13 protein-coding genes, 1 other RNA gene and 1 pseudogene are annotated in these 15,146 nt (G+C 61.0%); all 15 read left to right on the forward strand.

Features of this window, described 5'->3' with window-relative positions:
- Positions 1-128: pseudogene (locus tag AAAB16_RS08400) on the forward strand (16S rRNA (cytidine(1402)-2'-O)-methyltransferase); the annotation flags it as partial.
- A 50-nt stretch (positions 129-178) separates the two neighbouring features.
- Positions 179-535: RNase P RNA component class A (rnpB, locus tag AAAB16_RS08405), an RNA gene on the forward strand.
- Between the two features lie 314 nt (positions 536-849).
- Positions 850-1,305 carry a division/cell wall cluster transcriptional repressor MraZ gene (gene mraZ, locus AAAB16_RS08410; RefSeq protein ID WP_110616850.1) on the forward strand — a complete coding sequence of 152 codons (456 nt, stop codon included), beginning with the start codon at positions 850-852 and terminating at the stop codon, positions 1,303-1,305.
- Positions 1,302-2,255: a 16S rRNA (cytosine(1402)-N(4))-methyltransferase RsmH gene (gene rsmH / locus AAAB16_RS08415; RefSeq protein ID WP_340662927.1), complete on the forward strand. Its 954-nt coding sequence runs from the start codon at positions 1,302-1,304 to the stop codon at positions 2,253-2,255. The genes mraZ and rsmH overlap by 4 nt, the downstream gene beginning before the upstream one ends.
- The gene (gene ftsL, locus AAAB16_RS08420; protein ID WP_340662928.1) at positions 2,252-2,545 is read left to right on the forward strand and encodes a cell division protein FtsL; all 294 of its coding nucleotides are present in this window, start codon (positions 2,252-2,254) and stop codon (positions 2,543-2,545) included. The genes rsmH and ftsL overlap by 4 nt, the downstream gene beginning before the upstream one ends.
- Positions 2,545-4,278, forward strand: a complete 1,734-nt coding sequence (locus AAAB16_RS08425; protein ID WP_340662945.1) for a penicillin-binding protein 2 — start codon at positions 2,545-2,547, stop codon at positions 4,276-4,278. Before ftsL ends, AAAB16_RS08425 begins: the two co-directional genes overlap by 1 nt.
- On the forward strand, positions 4,278-5,741 hold the full coding sequence (locus AAAB16_RS08430) for a UDP-N-acetylmuramoyl-L-alanyl-D-glutamate--2,6-diaminopimelate ligase (protein ID WP_340662929.1): 1,464 nt from the start codon (positions 4,278-4,280) through the stop codon (positions 5,739-5,741). The genes AAAB16_RS08425 and AAAB16_RS08430 overlap by 1 nt, the downstream gene beginning before the upstream one ends.
- Positions 5,734-7,101 (forward strand): UDP-N-acetylmuramoyl-tripeptide--D-alanyl-D-alanine ligase, encoded by a 1,368-nt coding sequence (gene murF / locus AAAB16_RS08435; RefSeq protein ID WP_340662930.1) that lies wholly within the window; start codon positions 5,734-5,736, stop codon positions 7,099-7,101. Before AAAB16_RS08430 ends, murF begins: the two co-directional genes overlap by 8 nt.
- Complete coding sequence (gene mraY, locus AAAB16_RS08440; RefSeq protein WP_340662931.1) at positions 7,102-8,184, forward strand: phospho-N-acetylmuramoyl-pentapeptide-transferase; 1,083 nt, start codon at positions 7,102-7,104, stop codon at positions 8,182-8,184.
- A gap of 14 nt (positions 8,185-8,198) precedes the next feature.
- The gene (murD, locus tag AAAB16_RS08445; RefSeq protein WP_340662932.1) at positions 8,199-9,548 is read left to right on the forward strand and encodes a UDP-N-acetylmuramoyl-L-alanine--D-glutamate ligase; all 1,350 of its coding nucleotides are present in this window, start codon (positions 8,199-8,201) and stop codon (positions 9,546-9,548) included.
- Positions 9,549-9,559: 11 nt separating this feature from the next.
- Positions 9,560-10,801 (forward strand): putative lipid II flippase FtsW, encoded by a 1,242-nt coding sequence (ftsW, locus tag AAAB16_RS08450; RefSeq protein WP_340662946.1) that lies wholly within the window; start codon positions 9,560-9,562, stop codon positions 10,799-10,801.
- Entirely contained in the window at positions 10,791-11,861 is a 1,071-nt protein-coding gene (gene murG / locus AAAB16_RS08455; RefSeq protein ID WP_340662933.1) for an undecaprenyldiphospho-muramoylpentapeptide beta-N-acetylglucosaminyltransferase, read from the forward strand. Before ftsW ends, murG begins: the two co-directional genes overlap by 11 nt.
- A 28-nt stretch (positions 11,862-11,889) precedes the next feature.
- Positions 11,890-13,308 (forward strand): UDP-N-acetylmuramate--L-alanine ligase, encoded by a 1,419-nt coding sequence (gene murC / locus AAAB16_RS08460; protein ID WP_340662947.1) that lies wholly within the window; start codon positions 11,890-11,892, stop codon positions 13,306-13,308.
- Positions 13,305-14,252 carry a D-alanine--D-alanine ligase gene (locus AAAB16_RS08465; RefSeq protein ID WP_340662934.1) on the forward strand — a complete coding sequence of 316 codons (948 nt, stop codon included), beginning with the start codon at positions 13,305-13,307 and terminating at the stop codon, positions 14,250-14,252. Before murC ends, AAAB16_RS08465 begins: the two co-directional genes overlap by 4 nt.
- 4 nt (positions 14,253-14,256) lie before the next feature.
- Entirely contained in the window at positions 14,257-15,135 is an 879-nt protein-coding gene (locus tag AAAB16_RS08470) for a cell division protein FtsQ/DivIB (RefSeq protein WP_340662935.1), read from the forward strand.
- Positions 15,136-15,146: the final 11 nt, after the last annotated feature.

Here is a 15,146-nt window from a genome sequence, read left to right on the forward strand (position 1 = left end):
CACAAACCTTGCGCGTGCTCGATTTGCTGCTCAAGGAAATGCCGCTCAAACGCGCGGCGGCCGTGGCGGCGGAGATCACCGGGGTGCGCAAGAACCTGCTCTATCAGGTGGCCCTGGAGCGGCAATAACAGTTTATTGGCTTGTTCTATACGGAGGCTGCCGCTACCCTAGGCGGCGGAGAGTCGATTGGACAGTCGCTGCCTCATTTTGTTCGCAAGATGGGGGGGAGGAAAGTCCGGGCTCCATAGGGCGGAGTGCCAGGTAACACCTGGGAGGCGTGAGCCTACGGAAAGTGCCACAGAAAATAACCGCCTAAGCGCTTCGGCGCCGGTAAGGGTGAAAAGGTGCGGTAAGAGCGCACCGCACGTCTGGCAACAGTTCGTGGCTAGGCAAACCCCACTCGGAGCAAGACCAAATAGGGTTCCTAGGCGTGGCCCGCGCTGGAACCGGGTAGGTTGCTAAAGACGTCCAGTGATGGCCGTCGTAGAGGAATGACTGTCCTCGACAGAACCCGGCTTACAGATCGACTCTCCACCTCCTTTTTCCGCTGTGCGCTTTACCTCCCGTCGCTACGTTTCTCAGATCGAAAAATTCTTACTCTTAAGACTTTACTTTAAGTTCGAGGCGCAGCTCCTTGAACTCGCTCGGCTGCACCCGTCAAAAGACCGCTAAACACCCCTCTTTCACCTGCAAAAACTTCGCTAAATCACCGTCCCATAAGGATTTTTGCCTACAAGCGCGCCTTGACGGTGGGGTGGCTGCGTTCCTATAGTGTGCCGAAGTGGTACAAAGTGGTACGAAGTGGGTTTTATGGGCATGGAAAGCTAATAAAAAAGGGGAAGCGCAGTCGTGTTTCGTGGAGCTAACGCAATCAATCTCGACGCCAAAGGGCGCCTCGCGATGCCAAGTCGGTATCGGGACGAGATCGTGTCGCGTTCGGCTGGCCAACTTATCGTCACGATTGATGCCATTGACCCCTGCCTCTGTGTCTACCCGCTGCCTGAGTGGGAAATCATCGAAACCAAACTGCGTGAGCTGCCATCCCTGCGCGAAGAAACCCGCCGCCTGCAGCGTTTGCTGATTGGTAACGCGGTGGATATCGAGCTCGACAGTGCTGGCCGCTTTCTGGTGCCGCCGCGTTTGCGCGAGTACGCCAAGCTGGACAAGCACGCGATGCTGGTCGGGCAACTCAACAAGTTTCAACTGTGGGACGAAAACGCCTGGAACGCGCTCTCTGATGCGGACCTGGCAGCCATTAAACAGCCGGGCGGTCTGCCGGACGAATTGCGTGATCTCATTCTGTGACAACCCCAACTAGCAGCGGCTTTGGCCATATCACCGTATTGCTCGATGAAGCCGTAGAGGCTCTCGCCGTGCGTGCGGACGGCTGCTATGTGGATGGCACCTTTGGCCGCGGCGGACACAGCCGGCTGATATTAGAGAAGCTTGGCCCAGGTGGGCGGCTCCTCGGTTTCGACAAAGATCCTCTGGCAATTGCCACTGGGGGGAAGCTGGCGGCCGAAGACGGCCGCTTTGTCGTTGTGCAGCGCAGCTTTGCTGAGCTGGGCGAAGCGGTGGCGGAGCGCGGCGATAGCGGCAAGGTGTCCGGCATTTTGCTCGACCTGGGCGTGTCCTCGCCGCAGTTGGACGACGCCGAGCGCGGCTTCAGCTTTATGAATGATGGCCCGCTGGACATGCGCATGGACCCCAGCCGCGGGGTCAGCGCTGCGCAGTTCATCGCCACCGCGCCGGAAGAAGAAATTGCCCGCGTATTTAAGGAATACGGCGAAGAACGTTTCGCCAAGCGCATGGCCCGTGCAGTTGTCGCGCGCCGTGAGGTCGCCGCGTTCGAGCGTACTGCTGATCTGGCGGAAGTATTAAAAGTCGCCAACCCGGCGTGGGAAAAGGGTAAAAACCCGGCGACCCGCGCCTTTCAAGGGCTGCGCATCCACGTCAATAACGAGCTGGCTGATCTGGAACGTGGCCTGGCTGCGGCCATGGATGCTCTGGAAGTCGGCGGCCGCTTGGTGGTGATCAGCTTCCATTCGTTGGAAGACCGCATCGTCAAACTCTTTATGCGTCGTCTGGAAAAAGGCGAGGCCGATAAACTGCCGCGCAATCTGCCCGTGCGCGTTGAACGCTTTGAACCAAAGATCAAAACCATCGGCAAGGCGCAATTCCCCTCCGACGCTGAGCAATCCGCCAACCCGCGCTCACGCAGTGCGGTGATGCGCGTTGCGGAGAAGTTGCGTTGAGCCGGGCGTTTGCCAAGCCTTTGCCGAGCGGCAGCCTGTTGCTGCTGATCTTGTTCGTCGCCGTTTTGGTCTCGGCCATTGCTGTGTCCTACAGCGCCCACTGGAATCGCCAACTGCTTAACGCCTTGTATGGCGAGCTCAGTGTGCGCGACAAAGCGCAAGCCGAGTGGGGCCGTCTGATCCTTGAACAAAGTACCTGGACCGCCCACAGCCGCATCGAAACCCTGGCCAGCGAACAGCTGAAAATGCGCATCCCCGAACCTGCCGAAGTGCGGATGGTGGCGCCATGATGAAGCTTGAAGGTGCACTGTATCCGTGGCGTTTCCGCGTGGTGTTGGGGTTGCTCGGCGTGATGGTGGCTGCTATTTGCTGGCGCATCATCGACCTGCAAGTGCTCGACCACGCTTTTCTGCAAGGTCAAGGCGATGCCCGTAGCGTGCGTCATGTGCCTATTCCTGCGCACCGTGGCCTGATCACCGACCGCAATGGCGAGCCACTGGCCGTAAGTACGCCAGTCACCACCCTGTGGGCCAACGGTAAAGAGCTGCAAGCCGGCAAAGACCGCTGGCCGGCACTGGCCGCCGCGTTAGGCCAAGAGCCAAAGGCGTTCGCCGCCAGGTTGGAGGAAAATGCCGGGCGCGAATTTATGTACCTGGTGCGGGGGCTGACCCCGGAACAGGGCCAATCAGTGCTCGACCTCAAAGTGCCAGGCGTCTACTCCATTGAGGAGTTTCGTCGTTTCTACCCGGCCGGCGAAGTGACCGCGCACGTGGTTGGCTTTACCGATATCGATGACCACGGCCGCGAGGGCGTGGAATTGGCGTTTGACCAGTGGCTGTCTGGCGTGCCCGGCAAGCGCGAAGTGTTGAAAGACCGCCGTGGCCGCTTGATTAAAGACGTGCAAGTCACCCGCAACGCCAAAGCCGGTAAGGCCCTGGCGCTGTCCATCGACCTGCGCCTGCAGTACCTGGCCCACCGCGAGCTGCGCAACGTGGTTACCGAGTTTGGCGCCAAAGGTGCCAGCCTGGTGATGCTCGACGTGAAGACCGGCGAAGTGCTGGCCATGGTCAATCAGCCTACTTACAACCCCAACAACCGGCGCAACCTGCAACCGGCGATGATGCGCAACCGCGCCATGATCGACGTGTTTGAGCCAGGTTCCACGGTTAAACCGTTCTCCATGAGTGCGGCGCTGGAAAGCGGGCGCTGGAAGCCGACCGATACCGTTGATGTTTATCCCGGCACCTTGCAGATTGGCAAATACACCATCCGCGACGTGTCCAAAAACGAAGGCGTGCTGGATTTGACCGGCATCCTGATCAAGTCCAGTAACGTCGGCATCAGCAAGATTGCTTTCGATATCGGCGCCGAGCCGATTTACAACGTTATGCAGCAAGTCGGGCTGGGTCAGGACACTGGCCTGGGCTTCCCTGGCGAGCGCGTCGGTAACTTGCCCAACCACCGCATCTGGCCAAAAGCGGAAACCGCGACCTTGGCCTACGGCTACGGCCTGTCGGTTACTGCCATTCAGCTGGCCCACGCTTATGCCGTGCTGGCCAACAATGGCCGTGCCATTCCAATGACCATGACCCGCGCCGATGGCCGCAGCCAGGACGGTGTGCAGGTAATTCCGGAAGCCACGGCGAAAACCATCCAAGGCATGTTGCAGCAAGTGGTTGAAGCGCCAAGCGGCGTGTTCCGCGCCAAGGTGCCGGCCTACCACGTAGGCGGTAAATCCGGTACCGCGCGTAAAGCTACCGTTGGCACCAAGGGCTACACCGCCAACGCTTACCGCTCGTTGTTCGCCGGCTTTGCGCCGATCAGCAACCCGCGTATCGCCATGGTGGTAGTGGTGGATGAGCCCAGCACGGGTGCCTATTTCGGCGGCCTGATTTCCGCTCCGGTATTCGGCAAAGTCATGGCCGGCGCCCTGCGCCTGATGAACATTGCCCCGGACAACCTGACCCCGGCCGACGTTCAGCCCGCCGTGGCCATCACTATTCCTCGGGAGTTAGCGCGCTAATGCCAATGCCCCTGAACCAACTGCTGCCACAAGCACAAAGCTCGGTGTTGATCCGCGAGCTGACCCTGGACAGCCGCAAAGTTCGCCCAGGCGATTTGTTCCTTGCCGTGCCTGGCGGTCAGCAAGACGGCCGCGTGCACATTGCTGATGCCATCGCCCGTGGCGCTGCCGCCGTGGCCTATGAAGCCGAAGGCGCGCAAGCCATTACCGCGCAAAGCGCCGAGTTGGTGCCGCTGAAAAACCTGGCTGGCCAACTATCGGCCATCGCCGGGCGTTTTTATGGCGAGCCGAGCCGTGGCTTGCACCTGGTCGGTGTGACCGGCACCAATGGCAAAACCAGCATCAGTCAGCTGATTGCCCAGGCGCTGGATCATTTTGGCGAGCGCTGCGGCATCGTTGGCACCCTCGGTACCGGTTTCCACAATGAGCTGGAGCAAGGCCGCCACACCACGCCCGACCCGATTGGCGTGCAGGCCGTGCTGGCCAATCTGAAACAAGCCGGCGCTCGCGCCGTGGCCATGGAAGTGTCGTCCCATGGTCTGGACCAAGGCCGCGTCGCTGCCCTGGCCTTTGACGTGGCAGTGTTTACCAACCTGTCGCGCGATCACCTCGATTACCACGGTTCCATGCAAGCGTACGGCGCCGCCAAGGCCAAGCTATTTGCCTGGCCGAGCCTGCGTTGCCGGGTGCTGAATCTGGATGACGACTTTGGTCGCCAACTGGCTGCCGAGCACCACGAGTCGCGCCTGATTACCTACAGCCTGGAAGACCGCAACGCCTACCTGTACTGCAGCGAAGCGGTGTTCGACGACCACGGCGTGCGCGCCAAGCTGGTGACGCCAAAGGGCGAGGGCAGTCTGCGCAGCACCTTGCTGGGCCGCTTCAACCTGAGCAATGTGCTCGGTGTGGTTGGCGCCTTGCTGGGCCTGGACTATCCGCTGGACGAAATTCTCAAAGTGCTGCCCAAGCTCGAAGGCCCGGCCGGCCGTATGCAGCGTTTGGGTGGCGGCGACAAACCGCTGGTGGTGGTCGATTACGCCCATACCCCGGATGCCCTGGAAAAAGTCCTTACCGCCTTGCGCCCGCATGCCACCGGCAAACTGCTGTGCCTGTTTGGCTGTGGCGGTGACCGTGATCGCGGCAAGCGTCCACTGATGGCCGAGGTGGTTGAGCGTCTGGCTGATGGCGTGATGGTCACCGACGACAACCCGCGCAGCGAAGCGCCAGAGCAGATTTTTGCCGATATCCGTGCTGGCTTTAAAACGCCGGAAAACGCGCAGTTTGTGTATGGCCGTGGCCAGGCGATTGCGCAACTGATCGCCAGTGCTGATGCCAGCGATGTAATCGTGCTGGCCGGTAAGGGCCATGAGGATTACCAGGAAATCAACGGCGAACGGCAGCCGTTCTCCGACCTGCATCAAGCCACCAATGCCCTCGCGGCGTGGGAGGCCAGCCATGTTTAAAGCCTTGCGCCTAAGCGAAGTGGTCAGTGCCTTGAACGGCTGCCTGGTTGGCGCCGACGCGACCTTTAGCGCGGTCAGCACTGACAGCCGCGCGATCAAGCCTGGCCAACTGTTTGTTGCCTTGACTGGCCCGCGTTTCGACGGCCATAGCTACCTGCAGGAAGTCACTCAGAAAGGCGCCGTGGCGGCGCTGGTTGAGCGCGAAACCGTGGGTGTGAGCATTCCGCAGTTGGTCGTTGCCGATGCCCGTTTGGCGTTGGGCCAACTGGGCGCGCTAAACCGTCAGGCCTACACCGGTCCGCTGGCAGCGATCACCGGTTCCAGCGGCAAAACCACGGTGAAAGAAATGCTCGCCAGCATTCTGCGCGCCGGCAGCAACGGCCCAGTGTTGGCCACCCGTGGCAACTTGAATAATGACCTTGGCGTTCCGCTGACCCTGCTGGAATTGGGCGCAGAACACCAAGGCGCAGTGATCGAGCTGGGCGCCAACCGCGTCGGCGAGATCGCTTACACCGTTAACCTGGCCAAGCCCCAGGTAGCGGTGTTGAACAATGCCGGTACTGCCCACATCGGTGAGTTCGGCGGCGCTGACAAAATTGTCGAAGCCAAAGGCGAAATCATCGATGGCCTCGGCGCCGACGGCATTGCCGTGCTCAACCTTGACGACAAAGCCTTTGCCATCTGGAAGCAGCGTGCTGGCCAACGCCAGGTGCGCACCTTTGCCCTGAGCAACAGCGAGGCCGATGTATACGCCAGCGACGTCGGTCGCGACGCCCGTGGCTGCCCGTTCTTCACGCTAAACAGCGCCCAGGGCAGTGCCCGGGTGCAGCTCAATCTACTTGGCACCCATAACGTCGCCAATGCTTTGGCGTCAGCCGCTGCCGCCGCTGCGCTGGGTGTGCCGTTGGTCAGTATTGCCGCCGGCCTTGCAAACGTGCAGCCGGTCAAAGGCCGCGCCGTAGCGCAGTTGGCGACCAATGGTGCGCGGGTGATCGACGATACCTACAACGCCAACCCGACTTCCATGTGCGCCGCCATTGATATACTCGCGGCCTTCTCCGGCCGGACCGTTCTGGTCTTGGGCGATATTGGCGAATTGGGCGAGTGGGCCGAGCAGGGCCACCGCGATGTCGGCGCTTACGCCGCCGGGAAAGTCGATGCTCTTTATGCCGTCGGCCCGAATATGGCCCATGCCGTGGCCGCCTTCGGTGCCAATGGCCAGCACTTTGCCGATCAGGCCAGCCTGATTGCTGCCGTCTCTGCTGAGCCTGGCGACACCACCATTCTTATTAAAGGCTCGCGCAGCGCGGCGATGGAAAACGTCGTCGCGGCTTTGTGCGGCACTCAGGGGAGTCATTAAATGCTGCTGCTGTTGGCCGAGTACCTGCAACAGTTCTACAAGGGCTTCGCGGTCTTCCAATACCTGACCCTGCGCGGGATTCTCGGGGTATTGACCGCGCTGTCGCTGTCGCTGTGGCTGGGTCCATGGATGATTCGTACCCTGCAGATTCGCCAAATCGGCCAGGCAGTACGTAACGACGGTCCGCAATCGCACCTGAGCAAATCCGGCACGCCGACCATGGGTGGCGCGCTGATCTTGTCGGCCATCGCTATCAGCACCTTGTTGTGGGCCGACCTGGCCAACCGTTATGTGTGGGTGGTGCTGCTGGTTACGGTGCTGTTCGGTGGCATCGGCTGGGTGGATGACTACCGCAAAGTGATCGAAAAGAATTCGAAAGGTCTGCCGAGCCGTTGGAAGTATTTCTGGCAATCGGTGTTTGGTCTGGGCGCGGCAGTGTTCCTTTATATGACTGCGCCAAGCGCGGTGGAAACCACTCTGATCATCCCGGTATTCAAAGACGCCAGCATCGCGCTGGGCGTTGGCTTTGTGGTGCTGACCTACTTTGTGATCGTTGGCTCCAGCAACGCGGTCAACCTGACTGACGGCCTCGACGGCCTGGCGATTATGCCGACCGTGATGGTGGGCGGCGCCCTGGGCATTTTTTGCTACCTGTCGGGCAACATCAAATTCGCCGATTACCTGCTGATTCCCTACGTACCGGGTGCCGGTGAGCTGATCGTGTTCTGCTCGGCGCTGGTTGGTGCCGGCCTGGGCTTTCTCTGGTTTAACACCTACCCGGCGCAAGTGTTTATGGGCGACGTCGGCGCGCTGGCCTTGGGCGCAGCGCTGGGCACCATCGCCGTAATCGTTCGCCAGGAAATCGTGCTGTTCATTATGGGCGGCGTGTTTGTGATGGAGACCCTGTCGGTGGTTATCCAGGTGGCGTCGTTCAAGCTCACCGGCAAGCGCGTATTTCGCATGGCGCCGATCCACCACCACTTTGAATTGAAAGGCTGGCCCGAGCCGCGCGTGATTGTGCGCTTCTGGATCATCACCGTGATTTTGGTGTTGATCGGCCTTGCCACTCTGAAACTGCGTTAAGGACCAAGGATAAGATGAGCCTCATCGCTTCTGACCACTTCCGCATCGTTGTCGGCCTCGGCAAGAGCGGCATGTCCCTGGTGCGCTTCCTCGCGCGCCAGGGCATCCGCTTTGCCGTGGCTGATACACGCGAGAACCCGCCGGAGCTGGCCGCCATTCGCGCCCAGTACCCGCAGGTGGAAGTGCGTTGTGGCGAATTGGACGTTGAGTTCTTGTGCCGCGCCGATGAGCTGTATGTGAGCCCAGGTTTGGCCTTGGCCACCCCGGCGCTGCAAGCGGCCGCTGCTCGTGGCGTGAAGCTGCTGGGCGATATCGAATTGTTCGCTCGCCATGCCAAGGCGCCGATTGTGGCCATCACCGGCTCCAACGCGAAAAGCACCGTCACCACCCTGGTCGGCGAAATGGCCGCTGCAGCCGGTAAACGCGTGGCGGTGGGCGGCAACCTCGGCACACCGGCCCTCGACCTGCTAAGCGATGACGTTGAGCTGTACGTCATTGAGCTGTCCAGCTTCCAACTGGAAACCACTGACCAGCTCAACGCTGAAGTGGCCACCGTGCTGAATATCAGCGAAGACCATATGGACCGCTACAGCGGGCTGCCGACCTATCACTTGGCCAAGCACCGGATCTTCCGTGGCGCGCGACAGGTGGTGGTCAATCGCCAGGACGGTTTGTCCCGTCCGCTGATTGGCGAAAACACCCCATGCTGGACCTTTGGCCTGAACAAGCCGGACTTCAAAGGCTTCGGCCTGCTGGAAGAGCAGGGCGAAAAATACCTGGCCTTCGAATTCAATACCTTGATGCCCACTAGCGAGCTGAAAGTCCGTGGTGGCCATAACCAGGCCAACGCGCTGGCCGCATTGGCCCTTGGTCATGCGGTTGGCCTGCCGTTCGAACCAATGCTGCAAGCGCTGCGCAACTTTACCGGCCTGGCGCACCGTTGCCAGTGGCTGCGTGAGCGCAACGGCGTGAGCTACTACGACGACTCCAAAGCCACCAACGTTGGTGCCGCTTTGGCTGCCATCGAAGGCCTGGGCGCGGATATCAGCGGCAAGCTGGTGCTGGTGGCCGGCGGTGATGGCAAAGGCGCGGACTTCTCTGCCCTGTGTGCCCCGGTCGCCGCCCATTGCCGCGCGGTGATTTTGCTCGGTCGCGACGCACCGTTGCTGGCTGATGTGTTGGCCGATACCGGTGTGCCGCTGATTCGCGTACAGAGCCTGGATGAGTCGGTGGCCAAGGCGGCTGAGTTGGCGCAGAGCGGCGACGCTGTGTTGCTGTCGCCGGCCTGCGCCAGCCTGGATATGTTTAAAAACTTTGAAGAGCGCGGCCGCCTGTTTGCCGCCGCCGTGGGAGGGCTGAACTGATGCTCGCCCGCCTGCTCAGCATCCTGCGCCCCTACCCATCGCCGCTGTTTAGCCGCCGTGGTATCGACCTCGACTTCCCGCTGCTGGCCGGTTGCCTGGCATTGCTCGGCCTGGGCTTGGTGATGATCACTTCGGCGTCCTCGGAAGTGGCGGCGGTGCAGACTGGCAATCCGTTCTACCACATGATCCGCCACGTCATTTATATGGTCATTGGGCTGGGCGCCACGGGCCTGATGCTGGTGATTCCAATGGCCACCTGGCAGCGCATGGGCGGCACCTTGCTGGTGGCGGCCTTTGGCTTGTTGGTGTTGGTGTTGGTGCCGGGTATTGGCCGCGAAGTGAACGGTTCGATGCGCTGGATCGGCTTTGGCGCGTTTAACGTGCAGCCTTCGGAAATCGCCAAGGTTTTCGCCGTGATTTATCTCGCCGGCTACCTGGTGCGTCGTCAGGAAGAAGTGCGCGAAAGCTGGGCCGGCTTCTTCAAGCCCTTTGTGGTGCTGCTGCCGATGGCTGGCCTGCTGCTGATGGAGCCGGACTTCGGTGCCACCGTGGTACTGATGGGTGCTGCGGCGGCCATGTTGTTCCTCGGCGGCGTTGGCCTGTTCCGCTTCTCGCTGATGGTGGCCTTGGCCATTGGCGCCGTATTTGTGCTGGTGCAAGCGCAGCCGTATCGGATGGCGCGTTTGGTGACCTTTACCGACCCCTGGGCTGACCAATTCGGCTCCGGCTACCAGCTGACCCAGGCGCTGATCGCGTTCGGGCGCGGCCAGTGGTTGGGCGTGGGCCTGGGCAACAGCATCCAGAAGCAGTTTTACCTGCCCGAAGCGCACACCGACTTTGTGTATTCGGTACTGGCAGAAGAGCTTGGTTTGGTTGGCGCACTGGCCACGGTGGCGCTGTTTGTATTTGTCACTGTGCGGGCGCTGTACATCGGCTTGTGGGCGGAAAAAGCCAAGCAGTTTTTCTCTGCTTATGTGGCCTACGGCCTGGCGTTTTTGTGGGTCGGCCAGTTCCTGATCAACATCGGCGTAAACGTCGGTCTGTTGCCGACCAAGGGCTTGACCTTGCCGTTCCTCAGCTACGGCGGCAGCTCGTTGGTGATTTGCTGTGCCTGCCTGGGCTTGCTGCTGCGTATTGAGTGGGAACGCCGCACCATCCTGGGCAGTGAAGATGTTGATTTCGTCGAAAGTGATTTCGCCGAGGACTTGCCCAAACGCAGTGATGCGCCTGAGGAGGTGGTCCATGGCCGCTAACGTTTTGATTATGGCCGGCGGTACCGGCGGCCACGTATTCCCAGCCCTGGCCTGTGCCCGTGAATTCCAGGCGCGCGGTTATACCGTGCACTGGCTCGGCACGCCGCGCGGCATCGAAAACGAGCTGGTGCCCAATGCCGGCCTTGAGCTGCACCGGATTAACGTCGCCGGCCTGCGTGGCAAAGGCTTCCTTAACCTGTTGAAAGCACCGTTCAGCCTGGTGCGTGCGTTGTTCCAGGCGCGCCGTATCGTGAAAAAATTGAAGCCTGTGTGCGTGTTGGGCTTGGGTGGTTATGTCACTGGCCCTGGCGGCCTGGCGGCGAAAATGGCCGGCGTGCCATTGATTATTCACGAGCAAAACGCCGTGGCCGGCACCGCCAACAAAAGCCTGGTGCGTTTCGCCAGCCGCGTGTGCGAAGCCTTCCCCAATACCTTCGCGGCCTCGCCAAAACGCCGCACCACCGGCAACCCGGTGCGCGAAGAACTGTTTATTGAAACGCCGCGGTTCACCCTGCAAGGGCGCAAGCCGCGTTTGCTGATTCTCGGCGGCAGCCTCGGCGCTGAACCGTTGAACAAATTACTGCCCGAAGCGCTGCGTGAAGTAGCGGCGGAAATTCGTCCGGAAGTGGTGCACCAGTCCGGCAAAAATCACGATGAAGTGACGGCGGACCGTTATCAGGCCGCTGGTGTCCAAGCGCACGTTGCGCCCTTTATTCAAGACATGGCCGGCGCTTACGCCTGGGCCGATCTGGTGGTGTGCCGCGCAGGCGCACTGACCGTGAGTGAACTGGCTGCAGCAGGTCTGCCGTCGATGCTGGTGCCTTTGCCGCACGCCATCGACGATCACCAGACCCGCAACGCCGATTATCTGGCTCGGGAGGGCGCTGCCTTCCTGCTGCCGCAAGCGACTACTGGCGCCGCCGAATTGGCCGAGCGCCTGACCGAGGTTTTGATGCATCCGGAACGTTTGATTTACATGGGCAGTACCGCGCGGCGCCTGTCCAAGCCCGACGCGACCCGCACCGTGGTGGATATTTGCCTGGAGGTGGCCCGTGGTTGAGAGCCAGAAAGCCTTTCCGCAGCCAGAAATGCGCCGTATCCGTCGTATCCACTTCGTGGGTATCGGTGGCGCCGGTATGTGCGGTATTGCCGAGGTGTTGTTGAACCTGGGCTATGACGTCTCCGGTTCCGACATCAAGGGTTCGGCCGTTACCGAACGCCTGCAGAATTTTGGCGCCCAAGTGTTTATCGGTCACCGTGCCGAGAACGCGCAGCACGCCGACGTGCTGGTGGTGTCCAGCGCCATCAATACCGCTAACCCGGAAGTGGCCAACGCTCTGGAGCGTCGCATTCCAATCGTCCCGCGCGCCGAAATGCTCGCCGAGCTGATGCGTTATCGCCACGGCATTGCCGTTGCCGGTACCCATGGCAAAACCACTACCACCAGTCTGATTGCTTCGGTGTTTGCCGCTGCAGGCCTGGACCCGACCTTTGTGATCGGTGGCCGCCTGAATGCTGCTGGCACCAACGCCCAGCTCGGCACCAGCCGCTACTTAGTAGCCGAAGCCGATGAAAGCGACGCCAGCTTTCTGCACCTGCAGCCGATGGTGGCCGTGGTCACCAATATCGACATGGACCATATGAGCACCTACGAGGGTGACTTCAATAAGTTGAAGAAAACCTTCGTCGAGTTCCTGCACAACCTGCCGTTCTACGGCCTGGCCGTGGTGTGCGTTGATGATCCGGTCGTGCGGGAAATTCTGCCCCAGGTTAAACGCCCAACCATGACCTATGGCCTGAGCGAAGACGCTGACGTGCGCGCCATCAATCTGCGCCAGGAAGGCATGCTGACTTACTTCACTGTGCTGCGTGCTGGCCGTGAGCCGTTGGATGTGTCGGTGAATATGCCGGGCAACCACAACGTGCTGAACTCGCTGGCCACTATAGCCATCGCCACCGATGAAGGCCTCAGTGATGAAGCCATCGTGCAGGGCTTGTCGTGCTTCCAGGGCGTCGGTCGGCGCTTTCAGGTGTACGGCGAACTGCCGGTCGAAGGCGGCAATGTGATGTTGGTGGATGACTACGGTCACCATCCGCGCGAAGTGGCGGCGGTCATTAAAGCCGTACGCGGTGGCTGGCCTGAGCGCCGCTTGGTGATGGTCTACCAGCCGCACCGCTATAGCCGCACCCGCGACCTGTACGACGACTTTGTGCAGGTGCTGGCCGACGCCAATGTGCTGCTGCTGATGGAAGTGTACCCAGCAGGCGAGGAGCCGATTCCCGGCGCCGATAGCCGTCAGCTGTGCCACAGCATCCGCCAACGCGGCCAACTGGACCCTATCTATATCGAGCGTGGCACTGAGCTGGCGCCGATTGTTAAACCGTTGCTGCGCGCTGGCGACATCTTGCTGTGCCAAGGCGCAGGGGATATCGGTGGCCTGGCGCCGCAGTTGTTGCAGAGCCCGTTGTTTGCCGGCGCCGTAGCCGCTGGCGGGAGTAAGAAATGAGTCGCCTGTTAGCAGCCAACCTGGCCCCTGAAGCCTTCGGCCGTGTCGCCGTGTTGTTTGGCGGTAAGAGCGCTGAGCGTCCGGTGTCGCTGAAGTCCGGCGCCGCCGTACTGGAAGCATTGCTGGCCGCTGGCGTCGACGCCTTTGGCATTGATGTTGGTGATGACTTCTTGCAGCGCCTGGTCAGCGAAAAAATTGATCGCGCCTTTATCGTGCTGCACGGCCGTGGCGGCGAAGACGGCAGCATGCAGGGCCTGCTCGAATGCCTGGGCATTCCGTACACCGGTAGCGGTGTACTGGCCTCGGCGCTGGCAATGGACAAACTGCGCACCAAACAAGTCTGGCAAAGCCTGGGCCTGTCCACGCCGCGTCACGCGGTATTGGCCAGTGCCGATGACTGCCGGTCGGCTGCTGCGGAACTGGGCTTCCCGCTGATCGTCAAACCGGCGCATGAAGGTTCCAGTATCGGCATGGCCAAAGTGAACGACGTCGATGAGCTGATCAAAGCTTGGCAAGACGCCGCCACCTACGACTCACAAGTTCTGGTTGAGCAGTGGATTCACGGCCCCGAATACACCATCGCCGTGCTGCGCGGTGAAGTGCTGCCACCGATTGGCCTGGGCACCCCGCACACGTTCTACGACTACGACGCCAAGTACCTGGCCAATGACACCCAGTACCGCATTCCTTGCGGGCTGGACGCGGCCAAAGAACAGGAACTCAAAGACCTCACCGCGCGTGCCTGCGATGCCATCGGTATTCAGGGCTGGGCGCGTGCGGACGTGATGCAAGACAGCGCCGGCACGTTCTGGCTGCTGGAAGTAAACACCGTGCCCGGCATGACCGATCACAGCTTGGTGCCAATGGCCGCTCGCGCAGCAGGGCTGGATTTCCAGCAACTGGTCGTGGCGATTCTTTCCGACAGCGTTGAGGCACGAGGTTAAGACCATGCACGGCGCAACCCTCCGTCATCAGCAACCTGTTCCCGGCCGCGGCGCTTTGCCACGCAAGCCGGCGCAGCGGGGTGCCAGCCGGATGGTGGCGAAAGAACCGTTGTCGGTACGCGTGCCCAAGCCAAGCTTTTCGGCAATCAAGCGCGTGCTCTGGCCGGTGCTGTTGCTGGTGCTGGGTTTTGCCACCTACGAAGCAGCGCAAGAGTTGTTGCCCTATGCCGATCGGCCGATTGCCAAAATCAGCGTACAGGGCGAGTTGAGCTATATCAGTCAGCAAGCGGTGCAGCAGCGTATCGCGCCGTATGTGGCCTCGAGCTTCTTTACCGTTGACCTCGCCGGCATGCGTGCCGAGCTGGAACAGATGCCCTGGATTGCCCACGCCGAAGTGCGCCGCGTATGGCCCGACACCGTGAGCATTTCCCTGGAAGAGCAATTGCCAGTCGCCCGTTGGGGTGACGAAGCGCTGCTTAACAACCAAGGTCAGGCGTTTACGCCGCGTGAGCTGGCCAACTACGAAAACCTGCCGCAGTTGGTCGGGCCGCAACGCGCGCAGGAACAGGTGATGCAGCACTACCAGATGCTCAGCCAGATGCTGCGGCCGCTGGGCTTTTCGGTGGCGCGCCTGGAGTTACGTGAACGCGGTAGCTGGTTTCTCTCCACCGGGGTGAACAGCACCGGACAAAGTGTCGAATTGTTACTCGGTCGGGACCACTTGGTGGAGAAGATGCGCCGCTTCGTGACCATCTACGACAAGAGCTTGAAAGACCAGATCGCCAATATTTCGCGCATTGACCTGCGTTACTCCAACGGCTTGGCCGTTGCGTGGCGTGAACCGATTGCGCCGGCGACGGACAAACCCGTCGCACAGAAGTGAATTAGGAGAAG

This window comes from Pseudomonas sp. (genome assembly GCF_037994325.1).
GTDB lineage: Bacteria > Pseudomonadota > Gammaproteobacteria > Pseudomonadales > Pseudomonadaceae > Aquipseudomonas.